The following is a 16915-nucleotide window of genomic DNA, read 5'->3' as shown; positions in this document are numbered from 1 at the left end:
TCCGTCCCCTGGACGTAAACTGCGCTATGACCGCACACAACATCCCCGACCTCATTCGCAAGAAGCGCGACGGCCAGACGCACACGCGCGCCGAACTGGAACAGCTGGTCCTGGGCTACACCCGGGGCGAGGTGCCCGACTACCAGATGAGCGCGTGGCTGATGGCCGTGTTTCTGCGCGGCATGGCCGAACAGGAAACCGCCGACCTGACGATGGTGATGGCCGAGAGCGGCGACCTGATGAACCTGGGCACGCTGGAACGCACGGTGGACAAGCACTCCACCGGCGGCGTGGGCGACAAGACCAGCCTGATCCTGACCCCCATGCTGGCCGCCCTGGGCCTGACCGTGGCCAAGATGAGCGGGCGCGGCTTGGCCCACACCGGCGGCACCATTGACAAGCTGGAAAGCATTCCCGGCTGGAGCCCCGAGCTGGAAGAAGAGCCCTTCCTGCGCCAGGCGCGCGAGATTGGTCTCGCCCTGGTGGGCCAGAGCAAGGACCTCGCCCCCGCCGACGGCAAGCTGTACGCCCTGCGCGACGTGACCGCCACCGTGGACTGCCTGCCCCTCATTGCCAGCTCCATCATGAGCAAGAAGCTGGCCTCCGGGGCGCACACGGTGGTGCTGGACGTGAAGGTGGGCGCCGGGGCGTTCATGCGCACACTGGACGACGGCCGGGGGCTGGCGCGCGCCATGGTGGACATTGGCACCCGCGCCGGGCGGCAGGTGCGCGCGGTCCTCACCGACATGGACACGCCCCTGGGCCACATGGCGGGCAACAGCCTGGAAGTGCAAGAAGCCCTGGACACCCTGCGCGGCCAGGGGCCCCACGACCTCACCGAACTGTGTGTGGCCCTGGCGGTGGAAGCCCTGGCCGCCCACGGCGAGGATGAGGCCCAGGCCGAAGCCCGCGCCCGCCAGACCCTGCAGGACGGCAGCGCGCTTGAGCGGTTCCGTGCCTTCGTGGCCGCGCAGGGCGGCGACGCCAGCTATGTGGACGACCCGGCGAAGTTCGACGTGGCCCCTGGCCGCGCGGACGTGACCGCCCCCACAGCCGGCTTCGTGGCCCGGGTGGACGCCCTGGGCGTGGGCCGCGCGGTGCTGGCCCTGGGCGGCGGCCGCGAGCGCAAGGGTGAGGCCATTGACCACGGCGTGGGTGTGGAACTGCTGAAAAAACCCGGCGAGGCGGTGGCGGCGGGCGAGGCCGTGCTGCGCATCTACCACCGAGACGGGCGCGGCCTGGACACCGCCCAGCAGTTGCTGAGCGCCGGCCTGGAGATCAGCGAGGCCGCCCCCGAAGCCGAGCCGCTGATTCTGGACCGCGTGAATTGAGGAGGCCGTAAGCCATGAGCTGTGGGCCATGAGCCATGAGGGAGGACCGGGGAGGGTGGCCCGGTCCTCCGCGCTTTCAGGGCAGGTCAATGGTGCGGACAGTGTGCAAGCGTGGCGAGTGGTCCATGGAAGAAAGGTCGTCTGGCACGCCCCACTCCCGACCTCTGCTGCGCAGCTCTACGAGTCCCCCACGAGGGGGAGGAGAGAAACAGCGTGTTGGTCAGGCTGTCCTTTGTGGACTGCTGAAAGTGTCCGCACCATTGTCAGGTGCGCCCGTGTGGCTCTGCCGGCGCCGGGGAAGAACGGCCCCACCTCCCCCCAGCGCTCAAAGCCCATGGCTCATGGCCCAAAACCCCTTTACGGCACCCGCAGCGCCTTGCAGTTGTCGCCGGGGAAGCGGGGGGGCGGGGCGGTACTGGACACAATGACTTTTTCGGTCTTGCCCACGTAGCCCTCGCAGCGGGCCAGCTGTTCTAAGTACGCCGGATCGTTGGCGGCGCGGATGGCGTCTTGCAGCACCTGCCGGTCCTGTTCCAGCGCCGCGACGCGCGCCAGGGTCTGGCGGGTTTCGGCCGACCACGTCACGCTGCGGTACACCATGTGCCCCAGTTGAAAGCTCATTTGCACGATGCCCAGGGCCGCAAGCACACTGGCCACCATCATGCTCAGGGGCAGGCGCTGCACGCGCCGCCACCAGGCGCGCCGCGCCGGGCGCGGGGGTGGGGGCGCGTCGGTCACGCCCGGCAGAATAGTGCATGGGGCCTGGGCTGCATGAGCCTGGAAGCGTGGCGCCCAGCGGTCCAAACAGCCGGTGCGCCCACCGGTACACTGGGCCGCATGATGGGGAACACTGAACAGGGCGCTGCCTCGCCGCGCGTGCCCGCGCTGAACTGGCAAGACGCCCACCGCACCCAGATTCAGCTGCGGTACGGCGATCTGGACGCCATGGGCCACGTGAACAACGCCCGCTACGCCGAGTTTCTGGAGGTGGCCCGCCTCGCCCTGGCCGCCGAGTTGGGCATTGAACTGGCTGGGCGCTCGGTGCTGGCACGGCTGGAACTGGACTACGTGCGCGACATCCGCCCCGGGCAGCAGGTGCTGATCGAGACGCTGGTGGAGCGCACCGGCCGCACCAGCTGGACCAGCGTGTCGCGCATTCTGGCCGATGGCGTGCCCTGCGCCTTTTCGCGCTCCGTGGTGGTGCGGGTGGACGACCAGGGCCGCCCCGAACCGCTGCCCGAGGACCTGAAAGCCCAGGTTGCCCCCTGGCTGGTCCGGGCATGACCCATTTTGAAGACCGGGTGTTGTACCAGGGCGACCCCTGGGTGCGCCTGGACACCCTGCCCCGCCTGCTGGCCGAGGGCTGGCGGCGCACCCTGTCCGCCGGCGGGGTGGTGAGTGTGGTGCGCACCCCGTTTCAGTGGTCCATGGGCAGCCCGGTCATTGAAATCGAAACCGGCGGCTACATGGGCGATGTGGGCCTGTACGTGCCCGAGGTGCAGCTCCCTGAAGCCCTGGTCCTGCTGGGCCTGAACGACGAGGGCGACGGCGCCGACGAGGGCTAGGCCAGCACTCCGCTGGTCCCCCGGCCGCCACCTGGGCTCCCCCGCCCCTATCCAGAGGAGCCCTGAGCGCCCGGAAAGCGCTTCAGCTAAAGTTCGGAGAAGTTTTTTTCGCCTGCCCCCTTCCCGCCTGTTCGCCGCGCCACGCGGCGCTTCTCCCCAGCCCGGAGCCTCCATGAGTTCACCGTTCTCCCCAGAGCAGATCAGCATTGGTATTGATGTCGGCGGCACCAAGATCGCCAGCGGCGTGCTGCGCGGCGACGAGCTGCATGACCCCCATGTGGTGCCCACCCCCGAAACCGGCTGGAAGGCCGTGCTGGACGCCATTGCCGGCGAGGTTCAGCGCCTGCAGGAACACCACCCCGAAGCCCGCCTGATCGGCGTGGGCATTCCCGGCCCCCTGAACGCCGACCGCACCCGCGTGAAGTTCGCGCCGAACATCTACGGCTTTACCGATGTGCCGCTGGTGGACGGCCTGCGTGACCGCCTGGGCCAGCGCGTGGTGCTGGAAAACGACGCCAAGGCCGCCGCCCTGGCCGAGGCCCACCTGGGCGCCGCCCGGGGCGCCGAGAGCAGCATCTACGTGACGGTCAGCACCGGTATTGGGTCGGGCATCGTGCTGAACGGTCGCATCTGGCGCGGGCGGCACGGTATTGCGGGCGAGATCGGCCACGTGACCGCGCTGCCCGGCGGCCCGGTGAGCGGCACCGGGCTGGACGGCGCGCTGGAAGCGGTGGCCAGCGGCACCGCCATCGCCCGCGACGCCAGTTACGCCCTGAACCGCGAGGTCACCACCGCCGAGGCCTTTGCCCTGGCCCAGCAGGGCCACCCTGGCGCCCGGCGCGTGGTGGCCCAGGCGCTGCGGCACATCGGCATGGCCCTGGCCGACCTGCAGAAGATTCTGGACCCCGAAGTGTTTGTGCTGGGGGGCGGCGTGGCCAGCGTGGGCGACTACTTCTTCCACGGCGTGCAGGCCGCCGCGGATGAGTACGCCCAGGGCTTTGCGCCGGTCACCATCCGCCGCGCGCAACTGGGCGGCAATGCCGGTGTGATCGGCGCGGCCCTGGCGGCGCGGCACGGGTAAGCGCCTGCCAGGAGGCCCCGTGAACCCCGACGCCCTGCTCGGCGCTGCCGAAGCTTACGCCCGGCCCTTTTATGCTGAAGCCCACCGCGCCTACCACAACGCCGCCCATGTGGAGGCGGTGCTGGGCGCCCTGGGTTCGCGGGGCGTGCTCTCCCCTGCCCTGGCGCTGGCGGTCTGGGGGCACGACCTGATCTATGACCCGCGCGCGAGGGACAACGAGGCCCGCAGCGCGGAGGTCTTTGGGGCGTGGTTGGCCGGTCAGGGCGCGCCTACTGATCTGGTGGCCCAGGTGCGCGCCCTCATTCTGGCCACCCAGCACCGGGCCTTGCCGGCCACGCGCGAGGAGGCCCTGCTGGTAGACGCCGATCTGGGCATTCTGGGCGCCAGCCCGGCCAAATTCGCCGCCTATGACGCGGCCATTCGCCAGGAGTACCGCCATGTGCCCGGGCCGCTGTACCGCATGGGGCGGCGCAAGGTGCTGCAGGGGTTCCTGAACCGCAGTCGCATCTACACCACCCCGGAATTCGCGGGGTTGGAAGAACAGGCACGGGCGAATCTGGCCGGGGCCCTCGCCCGGCTGTGAGGGCGCAATGGGCGGGCGCCTGGCCGCGTCCCCGTCAGTGCCCGCCCCCTGCCTCCGGAACAGCCAGGGCCAGTTCCTGTGCCCAGTCAGAGCCGCACGCAGGGAGAAAATGAGCCATGTTCGGCTGCGCTGTCCCGGTGACGTCCCACCACAGGGCCTCCTGACCCCGCAGGTGGTACAGGCCGCCGCCGTACTCCAGGCTAAGCTCTGGGGCCAGCTCGCGCAGCCGGAGGCGCAACTGGTGAAACTGATTGCGCCCTTTGGTGCGGTCCAGATCACCAAACACATCCCGCAGAATCAGTTCCAGGGAACGCGGCCCAAAGTGCAGCAGGTAGGCCAGCACCTCCACACCCCGCCGCACCCCCAGGCGCACCACCCTGTCGCCGCGCATCAGGTCGGCCCGGTTCAGGGTCAGCAGGCGCAGCGCTGGGGGCTGTACGGCGGGCCCCAGCAGGGCGGGGTCACCTGGGCGCAGCTGGGCCGCCAGGTCCGGCAGCAGGTGCCAGCTGCGCGCCAGCATGGCGGGGTGCCCGGCGGCACGCATCAGGGCACGCAGGTGCTCCAGCTCGCGCGCCAGGGCCTCGGGGCCCAGGTGACGCGCCGCTTCGCAGGCATGCAGCTGCATGTCGCGTTCATCGGGCCGCTCGGCCCGCTGGGCCAGCTGGTCGCGCGCGGCGTGCAGGGTCTGCAGGGCCGCTTCTGGCGTCAGGTGCCCCAGGCGCAGCCGAACCGACGCGCCGTAGCCCAGCACCAGTGAGCGCATCCCCCGGGAACCGGCGAGCACCTCGGCCCGGGCCAGCGCCCGCAGGGCCGTGTCTGGCGCGCCCAGGTGCGCGGCGAGCAGCGCCACGCGCAGGTACGCCTTGACGGCCTGCAGCGCATTAAAGTCGCGCTCCGCGTCCTGTGCGGCCTGCTGGTTGACGGCCAGGGCGGCGCTCAGGTCGCCCTGAAGCCACAGCAGATCGGCCTGCAGCCGCTGCCACGTGCGCCGGGCCTGGGCCGTGTGCACCTGCGTGCGCAGGTACAGGATCAGGGCCCGGGCGTCTTCAAGGCGGCCCAGTTGCAGCAGCACCCGCGCGCTGTTGACCAGATGGTAGGGGTAACCGTACACCGGCAGCTCGCCCAGCTGCTCCAGCAGATGCAGCGCGCGGTGATCCTCGCCCAACTGCTCATAGGTGACAGCCAGGGTGATCTGACACCAGGGCAGCACCACGGCGCGCTGCGGCAGGCCATTGGCAATGCGGCAGGCCAGCCGCGCGTCGGGCAGGGCCGCCTCAAAGGAATCGAGATCGCTGCGCAGTTCGGCGCGCAGGCGGTAGGCGTAGGCCTGGTCCTGGGCCGGCAACGCCGCGATGTCCAGCAGCTGCAATTCTTGCCAGGCGTCCTCTTTTCGTTCGGTCAGGCTGTAGGTCCGGGCCAGATCAATGCGCGCGGCAGCCGCACCCTGGGCAATGGCGCGCTCAAGCGTCTGCTCCGAGGCAATGACGTCGCCCAGCAGCCGGTGGGCAATGCCCAGCACCCGCAGGTCCTCGGCGGTGGGCGCGCTGGCGCTGGCCATCAGGTCGCGCACCAGGGCCGCGTCGCCCAGGGCCAGGCACTCTTCCAGGGCGCTGAGCAGCTGCACCTCGGGGAAGTGCCGTTTAAACGCGGCCCGCACCGCCTTTAAACGGTCTGTCAGCGCCCCCTCCTTAACGTGGTCTTCAGAAAGACGGAAGCGAAGTCCGTCCACAGGAGGCGACATGCGGAGCGCGCGATCACTGCTGGTCATGCTGGTAGGGCTTTCGGTCATAAGTTGGGCATCGGCAGAGGAGAAAGGGGACTCGGGACCGTGTGTGAAGCCGCGTCTTCCGGCGCCTGCAGTCATGGTAACCACGCCAGCGGCTCCCCACACGCCACTTTGCCGGGCCTTTCTGGAGCAAACTGCACTATGCTGACCGCCAGTCCAAGAACATCCAAACCTCGCCTGCTGTTGCCCCTGGTGGCCGGCGCCCTGCTGGTGGGTGCGGCCACCGGCGCCTACCTGCTGACGCGGCCTCCCGCGCAGCGTGGCGACGACTCAAAGTCCATAGCCATTGCGACCAGTCAGCTCGCAGCAGATTTCGAGCAATCCAGGCAAACCGTTCCACGGCATGAAGGCCAGCAGTTAGCACGCCTGAACTTTCCCGTGAGCCCGGGCTTCAAGGCGCCGGACTGGACTCGGCCCATGCTCCTGACCTTCGGCACTGAGTTTGCTCCGCAAGTGAAAGCGCTGCATGGTGTGCTCAAGGGCCGGATTCAGCTCGTTCATGTGGTGTATCACCCGGTCAACGAGTTCAACACCCCTGCTGCCGACCGACAGCTTCAGGAGTTTGACCGGTCCGTGGCGCTTCTCGACACCACGCAGCCTGATACACCAGACCCCCAGCCACTGCTCGACCAGGCAGGAATTCACCGCGCTGGCTACGCGTTCCTCCTCGATGATCAGCAGAAAATTCTCTACAGCAGCAACACCATTGGTCTGGGCACTGAAGACGTCGTGCGGGCTGTCAATGCCTATGTGCAAGGCGGCGCGGGCGCTGTTCGCCCTAATCCAGAGCAGCCTCTGACGCCAGGCGAATCATTGCTGGGCCGAGCAAAATCAATCAACCTTCCCCCCATGCTCGTGACAGAACTCAAACGGCCAACAAGCCTGCTGTTTTTCTCCAGTCCAAGCTGTGATGTCTGTGTTCCCTGGAAAGAAGCTGCGGCCCCGTATATACGTCGTTGGAAGGCGGCAGGATACGGCGTGATGTTTGTGCAGGCCGATCAACCCAAGCTCCAAGTTGAACGGGCGCCCGATGGCTCGGTCAACGTTCAGGATGCAAAAACAAACGCCCTGGAACGTTCGCAACTCTTCCGGGCTTGGAACGTCAGAACCTTTCCCAGCCTCTATTTGCTCGACCACGGTAAACTTATTGGCAATACGCCGTTCCTTGCGCTTAAGACCAAGAATGCTGAGTACTATGACCTTCAGTTCCGTACCGCCGATCAACTGCTCTCCAAGTTGAAGGACTAAACAACCAGGTCACGTGCGTGTGTTCACGCTGACAAAGGATTTTTATGAAAAATACTGTTCGCCGCTTTGTTACCGTCGCTGCTCTTTCTGTCGCCTTCGCACCTCTTGCCAGCGCTGCGTGCTCTGGCTACGTTGTCCAGTCGTCGTGTTCTCGGTGTGGGTTTCTCTGGCTGTCCAAATATCCCTGGAAAAAAGTGACCTACTACAGCAGTAATCCCGATGGCAGCTGCAAAACTTCGACCGAAGACCTATTTAACGGCGATTGCGGCACCTGCTGATCACGCTCTAAAAGTCAGGGAATACACCTTTTCGGTGTATTCCTGCTTCAGCTATCTCTGTTGTCCCGGTTTGAAATCTTTCAGGTGTTCTTTTGCAGATACCCGCCAAGATCGAAATGAGAGAGCTGCGCCATAGAGAGGGGCTATTCCGGGCTTCTTGTATCTGGTAAGTCAAAGGAGCCTCCTCTATGCGACATCAATCCTCTGTGCTCTTCTGGCTGAGCCACCTCTTGATCGGCGGCCTGCTGCTGCTGATCACCAACCTGCTGGCTTCGCCGCTCCGGGCGCAATTGGCACTGGAGCGCCAACCTGACTTCCCCACTGGGCTGGTGGTGCTCTCGCCGCAGGGCATGGTCCCGCCCGCCACCCGCGCGCAGCGGCAAGCGGCGCGCGCCGCGCTGGCCCGGCTGGACGCGGCCGGGAACCTGGGCTTCTGGGCCGCGCCGCAGGTCCTGGCCGGCGAGCAGCCCACCCTGCGCCTGTCCGCGTCGCTGCTGCGCTGGGGGGTGACCCCACTGGTGGCCGGTTCGGGCACGGGCCAGGGCGTGCTGGCCCTGGAAGGTGGGCCCTACCGGGTGGGCCAAGTGCTGCGCGGCGCGCAGCGGGTGCAGGGCGTGGTCAGTCTGCGCTGGCTGCCGGCCGTGTTGGGCGACGCGGCGGTGGTGCAGGTGGTGGAGCTGCGCACCCTGCGCCCCCAGGCGCTGCCCACGCTGGTGGTGCCTGCACGCCTGGGGCAAACCGAGTGGTGGACCGCCCAGGCCGCCCAGGCGTTTGGCACCGCGTACGCGGCGCTGCCCCTCCCCGAGTATCTGGGGCGCGCCACCCGCTACGTGGACGACGCCCGCGTGCGGCTGCAGCGCCTGACCGTGACGTGGCTGCTGCTGCTGCTGCTGGCGGGCCTGCTGATTCACCTCGCCGGGGTCTGGTTTGCCCAGCGCGAACGCCTGCGCATCGAGCGCATGCTGGGCCGCTCACAGCAGGCTTTTTTTGGCCGCTGGCTGCGCCTGAGCCTGAACGCCTGGGGCTGGGGGGTGCTGGGCGCCGCACTGCTGGCGGGGGCGCAGGGGGCCCTGGGCCAGTTGCCAGTGCCCTGGGCACAGGCAGCGCCGCTGTGGGGGCTGGTGCTGCTGACAGCCGTCCTGGGCAGTGTGCTGCTGGGGCTGCGCCTGCAGCGGGTGCCGCTGGGCCGCGCCCGCCTGCGCCGCTCCGGGGTCACGCTGTGGGCGGCACCTGCCCTGCTGACCGGCGCCCTGGTGCTGGGGGTGCCGCTGCTGGGCACGCGGGCGCTGCAGTTGTGGCAGCAGCAGGCCGCGGTGGTGCGCGACATTGGCGCCAACACCCTGGTGGCGATCACCCTGCCGAACGCGGCGCAGGTGCCCGCCCCCACGCGCTGCCCGGCCCAGGTGCCCTGCCTCGCGGTGGGGTGGAGCGACCTGTACCTGTGGCCGCCCAGCTTTGCGCAGGCCCAGGAGGCGGCTTTTGCAGGGGTGGGGCAGTTTGACCCCCGCGACGCGGCGGCGCTGGGGGTGCGCGCGGTGCAGGGGCGGCTGCCCCGGCCCGGACAGCGCGAGGTGGTGCTAAGCCGCGCCGCCTTCACCGCGCTGCAGCAGGTGGGCGCGGACTTTGGCGTGGGGCGCCGTCTGGACGCGGGCTTTGAGGTGGTGGGCATTGTGGACCTGCCCTCACACGAGAGCGTGACCCTCTTTGGCGGCTACCGCTTTTACGACATGGCCGTGTATGTGCCGGTGGGCGCGCCCGGGCTCGATACCCTGAACCGAGGCCAATCGGTCTTTTTGTCGCCGCTGGGGGCCAGCGCCCTGGTGATGCCGCGCCTGAGCGATGCCCAGCGCGCGCAGGTCCAGGCCCACAGGGCCGAGCTGGATGATCTGGAGCTGTACCAGCCCGCCGCCTATGCGGCGCAGGTGGCGGCGGGCACGCGCGCCTCGGTGCTGTGGCTGCTGGGGGCGCTGGGGGTGGGCTGGGTGCTGGCGGGCTTCAGCTACCACGCCGCGCTGCAGCTGGTGCTCACGCAGCGGGCCGAGGAGGTCAGCATCTGGCGGCTGCTGGGCCTGCCGGCGGCGGGGGTGCTGCGCCGGCTGGGCACCGACCTGCTGCGGGTGGTGCTGGGCACCGGTGTGGCGACGGCGCTGCTGGCGCTGGCGCTGCGGCGGGACCAAGCGGCCCTGGGGGCGGCCCTGGCACTGGGCACCCTGGCGGCGCTGCTGGTGGGCTGCGGCGCGCTGCTGCTGGCCCACCGCCGCCGCTTGGCAAAGATTCCGATTGACCGGCTGTTCCGGGAGGTGGCCTGAATGTTGACCCTTCATGACGTGACCTACGCCTACCGGCTGGGCCAGCGCGACATCCCCATTCTCAGCGGCTGCAGCTGGACCTTCGAGGCCGGCAGTTTCACGGCGATCTGCGCGCCCTCGGGCTCTGGGAAATCAACCCTGCTGAACATTCTGGGGCTGCTGGACCGGCCCACGCGCGGCACCTACCTGCTGAACGGACAGGACACTTCCCAGCTGGGCGACCGCGCCCAGAGTGCGCTGCGCGCCCGCACCCTGGGGTTTTTGTTTCAGAACTTCCGGCTGGTGCCCGACCTGAGTGTGCAGGCCAATGTGGCCCTGGCCCTGGAGATTGCGGGCTGGCCTGCCCGGGACCGGGCCGCCCGCGCCTGCGACCTGCTGGAACAGGTGGGGCTCGCGGAGCGGCTGCAGCATTTTCCACCCGAGCTCTCGGGCGGGGAGGCGCAGCGCGTGGCCCTGGCGCGCGCCCTGGCGCCGCGTCCGCAGGTGTTGCTGGCCGACGAGCCCACCGGCAACCTGGACCCCGCGAACCGCGAGCGAATTCTGGCGCTGCTCTCCGCTTTTCATGCGGACGGCGGCACCCTGGTGATGGTGACCCACGACGCGGCAGCGGCCCGCGCCGCCTCGCACCAGGTCACGCTGCAGGGCGGACAGGTGCAGCCGCTGGCCCAGGCGCCCGTGGCGGCCCCTGTCGCCGTGGGGGAGGCGCTGGTTTGATCAATGGTTCGGACAGTTTCAGCATTTCACAGAGGAGAGCCTGACAAACACGCTGTTTTTCCCCTCCCCCCTCGTGGGGGACTCGTAGAGCTGCGCAGCAGAGGTCGGGTGGGGGGCAACGAGTGGGGCGTGCCAGACGACCTTTCTTCCATGGCCCCCTCGCCACGCTTGAACACTGTCCGTACCACTGGCTGATCCAGATTCCGGGTGAACAGGTGCGGGCACTGTTCACCCGGCGCAGCGCGAGCAGGGAAAAACGGTGACCGGGCAAGGCGTGACCCAGTCGGCGCCCTCCTGATTCGCTCACAGGTTGAACGGACACCGGCGCGGTGATACGGCTTCCGGCTGATCCGTTCCAGCCCCTCCGCGTCGCTGCGGCACCTCCACGCCTCTCCGTCCCCGTTTTTCCTTCTCTGCTGCGCCGCTCTGCGAGTCCCTCTGGTCGGGTTCATCCGTTGGGGAAGAACTGATGAGCCGGAATCCTTATGAGAGCGCCTGGCGTGGTGTTGAGAGAAGAAAAGCACCCCCTCAACGCCACGGAAGACCGCTATGATCAGCGCGCTACCAGGGCGAGACCCTCGCGTCATCCATATCCATAATGCAGTGGGCCGGAAGCCCTCTCCGCCACGCGAAAAAACGCCGCCCATGGTGCTGGGCGGCGCTTTTCATCTTGCTGGGTTTCAGTCGGCGGCGGTGCCGTGGTTGCCGGCCTGAACATTCTGGCGCTGCTGCTCGGCTTTCGCCTCGATCTTCGCCTTGATCTTTTTCTGGGTGTAGCTGGCTTCGCGCTCGCGCTGGTCCAGCACACTGCGAATAAAGCGGATGTCGTCCTCGATCCCGGGAATGACCACCTGCTCCAGTGCGTTCACGCGGCGCGAGGTCTTTTTGATCTCCTCGCCGATGCGCCGCAGCTTCGTTTCGGTGGCGGCCACCTTCACGATGGCTTCCATCACGCCGCCAAAGTCGGTGGCGGCCTGAATGGTCCGCGCGCCCACGTTGATGGGGCTGAAGCCAGCGGCCTGCGCCCGCTCGGGCACGCTGATGCGGGGCACCTTCACGCCGTACAGGTTCTCAATCTGCATGTTCACGGCGTAGTCGCCGCTGCCCGCCAGGCTGAGGCTCTCCACGGCTTCCGGGCTGTCCCAGGCCTTGGCTCCGAACAGGCTGGTGTAGGCGCCCTTGCTGACACCGCTCAGCTGCTCGCGGGCGGCGAGCGCGTCCTTGACCAGCGCAAAGAACTCGCCGATCAGGGCGTCGCGCTTGCGCTTGAGCAGGTCGGCGCCGCCGGAGGCCGTTTTCAGGCTGGCCTTGCTGGCCAGCAGCGCGCTGCGGGTGGGGCTAATCTGTCCTGCCATAAATTCACCTCCTTCGTCGGTGAATGGTGATGGGTGATGGTCAAAAGTTGATGGATATTCTCTATCTCCTTTCAACCATCATCCATCAACGTTTTACATGCGGTTGCCCTTCCACATCTCGTCCATCTTGGTGCCGTAGTACTTGTCGATGGCGTCTTTGGAGATACGGGTCAGCTGGCTCTGGGGCAGCTTGGAGAGAATGCCCCAGGCCACGGTCAGGCTGTCTTCGATGCTGCGGTCCTGGTCGCCCTGGCCGATGAAGTAGGTTTCAAAGTCATCGGCAAAGCGCAGGTACAGCTTGTCGGTCTCGGTCAGCGCGTCTTCACCGGTGATGGCCACCAGCTTGCGCAGGTCCAGGCCGTTGGCGTAGGCCGCGAACAGCTGGTCGGAGATGTTCTTGTGGTCGGCGCGGGTCTTGCCCTTGCCGATGCCGTTGCCCTGCAGACGGCTGAGGGAAGGCAGCGGGTTGATCGGGGGGAACACACCCTTGGAGTTCAGGGTGCGGTCCACCACGATCTGGCCTTCGGTGATGTAACCGGTCAGGTCGGGGATGGGGTGGGTGATGTCGTCGTCGGGCATCGAGAGGATCGGCACCTGGGTGACCGAGCCGGGCTTGCCGTCCACCACGCCGGCGCGCTCGTACAGCGACGCGAGGTCGGTGTACATGTAGCCGGGGAAGCCACGGCGGCCAGGGATCTCTTCACGCGCGCCGCCGATTTCACGCAGCGCCTCGCAGTAGTTCGTCAGGTCGGTCAGGATCACCAGCACGTGGTAGCCGTGCTCGAACGCCAGGTACTCGGCGGTGGTCAGGGCCATGCGGGGGGTCAGCAGACGCTCCACGGCGGGGTCGTCGGCCTTGTTCAGGAACAGCACCGAGCGGGCCAGCGCGCCCGTGCGCTCGAACTCCTGGGTGAAGAAGCTCACTTCGCGCTGGGTCAGGCCCATCGCGGCGAACACCACGGCGAAGTCGCCTTCGTGGCCGGGCACCTTGGCCTGGCGGGCGATCTGGGCGGCCAGTTCGTTGTGCGGCAGACCCGAGCCCGAGAAGATCGGCAGCTTCTGGCCACGAATCAGGCTGGTCTGCACGTCAATGGTGGAGATGCCAGTCTGAATGAACTCTTCGGGCTTGGCGCGCGCGGCGGGGTTCATCGCCTGACCGTTGATGCTCAGGCGCTTTTCGGCCACCACGGCGGGCAGGCCGTCAATGGGGCGGCCCAGGCCATCAAAGCGGCGGCCGATCATTTCCTTGCTCACGCCCAGGCGGGCCACGTCTTCCACGAGGCTCACGCTGGCGGTGGCGAGGTCCAGGCCACGGGTCTCTTCGAACACCTGAATCACGGCGTTCTGGTCGGTCACCGAGATAACCTGACCGCCGCGCGTGCGCCCGGAGGCGTCCTTGATGTTCACGATGGCGCCGTACGCGAGGTCCGAGGCCGCGTTCACGAACAGCAGCGGACCGGAGATGTACGCGACGTCGTTGTATTCCTTCTGAAGAAGGGTCACGCTTTCACTCCCTTGAAGGTGGTGTGCAGCTCGTCCATCACGCCCTCACCGTAGGCGATGAACTCGCTTTCCGGGGTGTAGCGGGCGCGGGCCAGCTTCTCGATGACAGGGTTCTGGATGATCTCGTCGATGGTCGCGCCGTTTTTCAGGGCGGCGTCGGCCTCGTCGTAGAACTTCAGGAACATCTTCATCAGGCCGTAGTTCTTGGGCATGGAGGCCGAGGCGTCCACCGGGTCAAAGCCGTTCTGCTGCAGGAAGTCCTGCCTCAGCATGCGGCCCGTCTCGATGATCAGACGTTCGTTGTCCTGCAGGGCGTCGGGGCCCACCAGCTGCACCACTTCCTGGAGGGAGGCTTCCTGCTGCAGCAGGTTGCCGATGCGCTGGCGCAGTTCGGGGAAGTCCTGGCCCACGTTCTCGCGGTACCACTTGTCCAGGATCGGCGTGAACAGGCTGTAGGAGCCGTTCCAGTTGATCGCCGGGAAGTGGCGGCGGCGCGCGAGGCCGGCATCCAGACGCCAGAAGGCGCCGGTGATACGCAGGGTGGCCTGGGTCACGGGCTCGGACATGTCACCGCCCGCCGGGCTCACGGCGCCGATCACGGACACCGCGCCGTCTTCGCCGGCCAGGGTCTTGACGGCCCCGGCGCGCTCGTAGAAGGCCGCCAGCTTGGCGCCCAGGTAGGGCGGGTAGCCTTCTTCGGCGGGCATTTCTTCCAGGCGGGAAGAAATCTCGCGCAGCGCCTCGGCCCAGCGGCTGGTGGAGTCGGCCATCAGGGACACGGAGTAGCCCTGGTCGCGGAAGTACTCGGCCAGCGTGATGCCGGTGTACACGCTCGCTTCACGGGCGGCCACGGGCATGTTCGAGGTGTTGGCGATCAGGATGGTGCGGTGCATGAGGGGCCCGCCGGTCTTGGGGTCTTCCAGTTCGGGGAATTCCACCAGCACGTCGGTCATCTCGTTGCCGCGCTCGCCGCAGCCCACGTACACCACGATGTCGGCGTTGCCGTACTTGGCCACCGACTGCTGGGTCACGGTCTTGCCCGAACCGAAGGGGCCCGGGATCGCGGCGGCGCCGCCCATGACCAGGGGGAACAGCACATCCAGAATGCGCATCCCGGTGAGGAACGGCAGGCTGGGGTCCAGCTTCTTGGTGACGGGACGGGGCGCGCGCACCGGCCAGTAGTGGGCCAGGCGCAGCTTGGTGCCGTCTTCCAGTTCCGCGATGGTGTCGTCGATGGTGTATTCACCGGCCGGCACGACCATGCGCAGCTTGCCCGCCTTGTCGGGGGGCGTCAGGATCTTGTGGGTAAAGGAGAACTCGGGCACCGTGCCCAGGATGGTGCCGCCCTGGACGCTGTCGCCGGCCTGCACGCTGGGCGTAAAGGCCCACTTCTGGGTGCGGTTGAGGCTGCTCACTTCGATGCCGCGCGCGATAAAGTCGCCCGAGGCTTCGCGGATCTTGTCGAGCGGGCGCTGAATGCCGTCGTAGATGCCGTTGAGCATCCCCGGCCCCAGTTCCACGCTGAGGGGCAGGCCCGTGGTTTCCACCGGCTCGCCCACGGTGAGGCCCGAGGTGTCTTCGTACACCTGCACGAAGGCGGTGTTGCCGTCGAGGCGAATGATCTCGCCCACGAGGCGCTCCTTGCCCACGCGCACGATGTCGTACATCTTGGCACCGTACATGCCGTCTGCAATCACAGCCGGCCCGGCGATGCTCTGCACGACGCCCTTTTGCTGTTGCGTCATTGTGTCTCCTTCGGAGAGGGTGATGGTTGATGGTTGGCGGTCAATGGAACAGACGAAAGCCTTTGCTGGAGCCTGTTTTTTACCATTAACCTTCTTCCATCAACCATCAACGCCTCACAGTTTGATATCGAACCCAATCGTGTCGCGCACCAGTTTGCCCATGTAGGCCTTGGCGTCCACAGTGTTCGGGTTAAAAGCGTCTTTGAGGCTGGGAATGGGCAGCAGGATCGGCAGGTCGCGGCCACGCATCACGCGGGCCGTGGCGGCCTGCGGATCGGGAATCAGGCCGGTGTCCACGGCCACCAGACCGTAGTCGCCTTCCGTGATCAGGCGTTCCAGCTCGCGCTGGGCCGCCTCGGGGGTGGTGTCCACCACCTCGGCGCCGGCCAGGCGAAAGCCCGTGGCGGTTTCGTGGTCGGTCAGCACGACGACTTTACTCACCTTGCAGCTCCTTGGCCAGCTCTTCCTTGCTCAGGCCGTAGTACTTGGCGCGGCCAATCAGGCGCATGCGGGCAATTTCTTGCTCCTTGCGGCGCAGGTAGTCCAGCGCCACGCCGGGGCCCAGGGCGTCGGCCATCGCCACGTTGCGGCTGGCCTGGTCCAGGGTGCGCCGGGCAATGGCTTCGGCCGTGCCCAGGTCGGCGGCTTCGGCAATCGCCTGCAGCTCGGGGCTGCCCACGCTGTTGTCGCCGCCCGCAATGCGCAGGAAGTCGCTTTCGGTGACGTCCCGCCCGCCCGGAATGAAGTACCGGGCGTTGGGGGCGCTGCCGCGCAGCTGCCGGGCGATCAGCAGGTTGCGAATGTCAATTTCGCGGGTGAAGTAGCGCCGCACGTTGGTGCCGCGCACGCCGGCCAGCACCGCGCGGTAGTACCCCTGGTCCAGGGCCACTTCCAGGTCCAGCAGGCTGCTGGCCCCGCCCGCCACCGCCGCGCGCAGAATCTGACCAATCTTGCCGCCCGCCACCGAGAGGGTCTGGGCCAGGCTGGGCACGTCCGCGCTCTGGGCCGCGCCTTGCAGCACAGGCCAGGGCATGGTGCCTGCCGGAATCAGGCCCGCCACAATGTCGTCGGCCGGGCGGCCCGTGAGCACGCCGCGCACCAGCGTCTTGACGTTTTGCAGGTCGTAGCGCAGCAGCAGGGCCTCGATTTCGCGGGCGGGTTGCCCGGTGGCAATCGAGCGCAGGTGCGCCACGGACCGCAGGTAGTTGCGGCTCAGGGCCTCGTCCAGCTGGCCCAGGCCCGCGCCCTGGGCGGTGGCGTCGCCCAGGTCCTCGCGCAGCGGCGTTTCACTGATCTGCCGCAGGAATTCCTGGTAGTTCACGGTGCTGGCGGCTTCGTCCAGTGCCCGCGCCTCGACCAGGGCGGTGCGCATCATGCGCACGCGGCCGTTGATGTACCCGTAGGGGTTGTTCACGCG

Annotated in this window: 15 protein-coding genes; 8 read left to right on the top strand and 7 right to left on the bottom strand. The window is 67.7% G+C overall.

Going from position 1 to position 16915, the window contains the following annotated elements; genetic code table 11:
- Positions 1 to 26: 26 nt before the first annotated feature.
- On the top strand, positions 27 to 1331 hold the full coding sequence (locus tag K7W41_RS09185) for a thymidine phosphorylase (protein ID WP_224607185.1): 1305 nt from the start codon (positions 27 to 29) through the stop codon (positions 1329 to 1331).
- 357 nt (positions 1332 to 1688) lie between these two features.
- On the opposite strand, the gene K7W41_RS09180 is transcribed toward K7W41_RS09185, so the two are convergent.
- Complete coding sequence (locus K7W41_RS09180) at positions 1689 to 2069, bottom strand: cell division protein FtsB (RefSeq protein WP_224607183.1); 381 nt, start codon at positions 2067 to 2069, stop codon at positions 1689 to 1691.
- Between the two features lie 99 nt (positions 2070 to 2168).
- On the opposite strand from K7W41_RS09180, the gene K7W41_RS09175 reads away from it, so the two are divergent.
- From K7W41_RS09175 to K7W41_RS09160, 4 genes are all read left to right on the top strand, one after another.
- Positions 2169 to 2615, top strand: a complete 447-nt coding sequence (locus K7W41_RS09175) for an acyl-CoA thioesterase (protein WP_224607181.1) — start codon at positions 2169 to 2171, stop codon at positions 2613 to 2615.
- A complete protein-coding gene (locus K7W41_RS09170) occupies positions 2612 to 2896 on the top strand; it encodes a hypothetical protein (RefSeq protein ID WP_224607179.1) in 285 nt (94 codons plus the stop codon). Before K7W41_RS09175 ends, K7W41_RS09170 begins: the two co-directional genes overlap by 4 nt.
- Before the next feature lie 172 nt (positions 2897 to 3068).
- Positions 3069 to 3977, top strand: coding sequence for an ROK family protein (locus tag K7W41_RS09165; RefSeq protein WP_224607177.1), 909 nt, complete (start codon positions 3069 to 3071; stop codon positions 3975 to 3977).
- 19 nt (positions 3978 to 3996) lie between these two features.
- Positions 3997 to 4560, top strand: coding sequence for an HD domain-containing protein (locus tag K7W41_RS09160; RefSeq protein ID WP_224607176.1), 564 nt, complete (start codon positions 3997 to 3999; stop codon positions 4558 to 4560).
- A 34-nt stretch (positions 4561 to 4594) separates the two neighbouring features.
- Here the strand turns inward: K7W41_RS09160 and K7W41_RS09155 are convergent, their stop codons facing one another.
- The gene (locus K7W41_RS09155; protein WP_224607174.1) at positions 4595 to 6289 is read right to left on the bottom strand and encodes a hypothetical protein; all 1695 of its coding nucleotides are present in this window, start codon (positions 6287 to 6289) and stop codon (positions 4595 to 4597) included.
- A 198-nt stretch (positions 6290 to 6487) separates the two neighbouring features.
- Between K7W41_RS09155 and K7W41_RS09150 the strand changes: the two genes are divergently transcribed.
- From K7W41_RS09150 to K7W41_RS09140, 3 genes are all read left to right on the top strand, one after another.
- Positions 6488 to 7594 (top strand): TlpA family protein disulfide reductase, encoded by a 1107-nt coding sequence (locus K7W41_RS09150; RefSeq protein WP_224607172.1) that lies wholly within the window; start codon positions 6488 to 6490, stop codon positions 7592 to 7594.
- Between the two features lie 466 nt (positions 7595 to 8060).
- A complete protein-coding gene (locus K7W41_RS09145) occupies positions 8061 to 10181 on the top strand; it encodes a hypothetical protein (RefSeq protein WP_224607170.1) in 2121 nt (706 codons plus the stop codon).
- Positions 10182 to 10895, top strand: a complete 714-nt coding sequence (locus K7W41_RS09140; RefSeq protein WP_224607169.1) for an ABC transporter ATP-binding protein — start codon at positions 10182 to 10184, stop codon at positions 10893 to 10895.
- 680 nt (positions 10896 to 11575) lie between these two features.
- On the opposite strand, the gene K7W41_RS09135 is transcribed toward K7W41_RS09140, so the two are convergent.
- The 5 genes from K7W41_RS09135 to K7W41_RS09115 all read right to left on the bottom strand — a co-directional run bounded on the left by K7W41_RS09135 (position 11576) and on the right by K7W41_RS09115 (position 16912).
- The gene (locus tag K7W41_RS09135; RefSeq protein WP_224607167.1) at positions 11576 to 12250 is read right to left on the bottom strand and encodes a V-type ATP synthase subunit D; all 675 of its coding nucleotides are present in this window, start codon (positions 12248 to 12250) and stop codon (positions 11576 to 11578) included.
- A 93-nt stretch (positions 12251 to 12343) separates the two neighbouring features.
- Positions 12344 to 13753, bottom strand: a complete 1410-nt coding sequence (locus tag K7W41_RS09130) for a V-type ATP synthase subunit B (protein WP_224607165.1) — start codon at positions 13751 to 13753, stop codon at positions 12344 to 12346.
- Positions 13750 to 15498 carry a V-type ATP synthase subunit A gene (locus K7W41_RS09125; protein WP_224607163.1) on the bottom strand — a complete coding sequence of 583 codons (1749 nt, stop codon included), beginning with the start codon at positions 15496 to 15498 and terminating at the stop codon, positions 13750 to 13752. Before K7W41_RS09125 ends, K7W41_RS09130 begins: the two co-directional genes overlap by 4 nt.
- 114 nt (positions 15499 to 15612) lie before the next feature.
- Positions 15613 to 15939 carry a V-type ATP synthase subunit F gene (locus K7W41_RS09120; RefSeq protein ID WP_224607161.1) on the bottom strand — a complete coding sequence of 109 codons (327 nt, stop codon included), beginning with the start codon at positions 15937 to 15939 and terminating at the stop codon, positions 15613 to 15615.
- Complete coding sequence (locus K7W41_RS09115; RefSeq protein WP_224607159.1) at positions 15932 to 16912, bottom strand: V-type ATPase subunit; 981 nt, start codon at positions 16910 to 16912, stop codon at positions 15932 to 15934. Before K7W41_RS09115 ends, K7W41_RS09120 begins: the two co-directional genes overlap by 8 nt.
- Between the last annotated feature and the right edge of the window lie 3 nt (positions 16913 to 16915).

The sequence above is a fragment of the Deinococcus multiflagellatus genome (assembly GCF_020166415.1).
In the GTDB taxonomy this organism is placed as follows: domain Bacteria; phylum Deinococcota; class Deinococci; order Deinococcales; family Deinococcaceae; genus Deinococcus; species Deinococcus multiflagellatus.
Note: the sequence above shows the minus strand (reverse complement) of the source record. Positions and strands in the feature narration are given on the sequence as shown.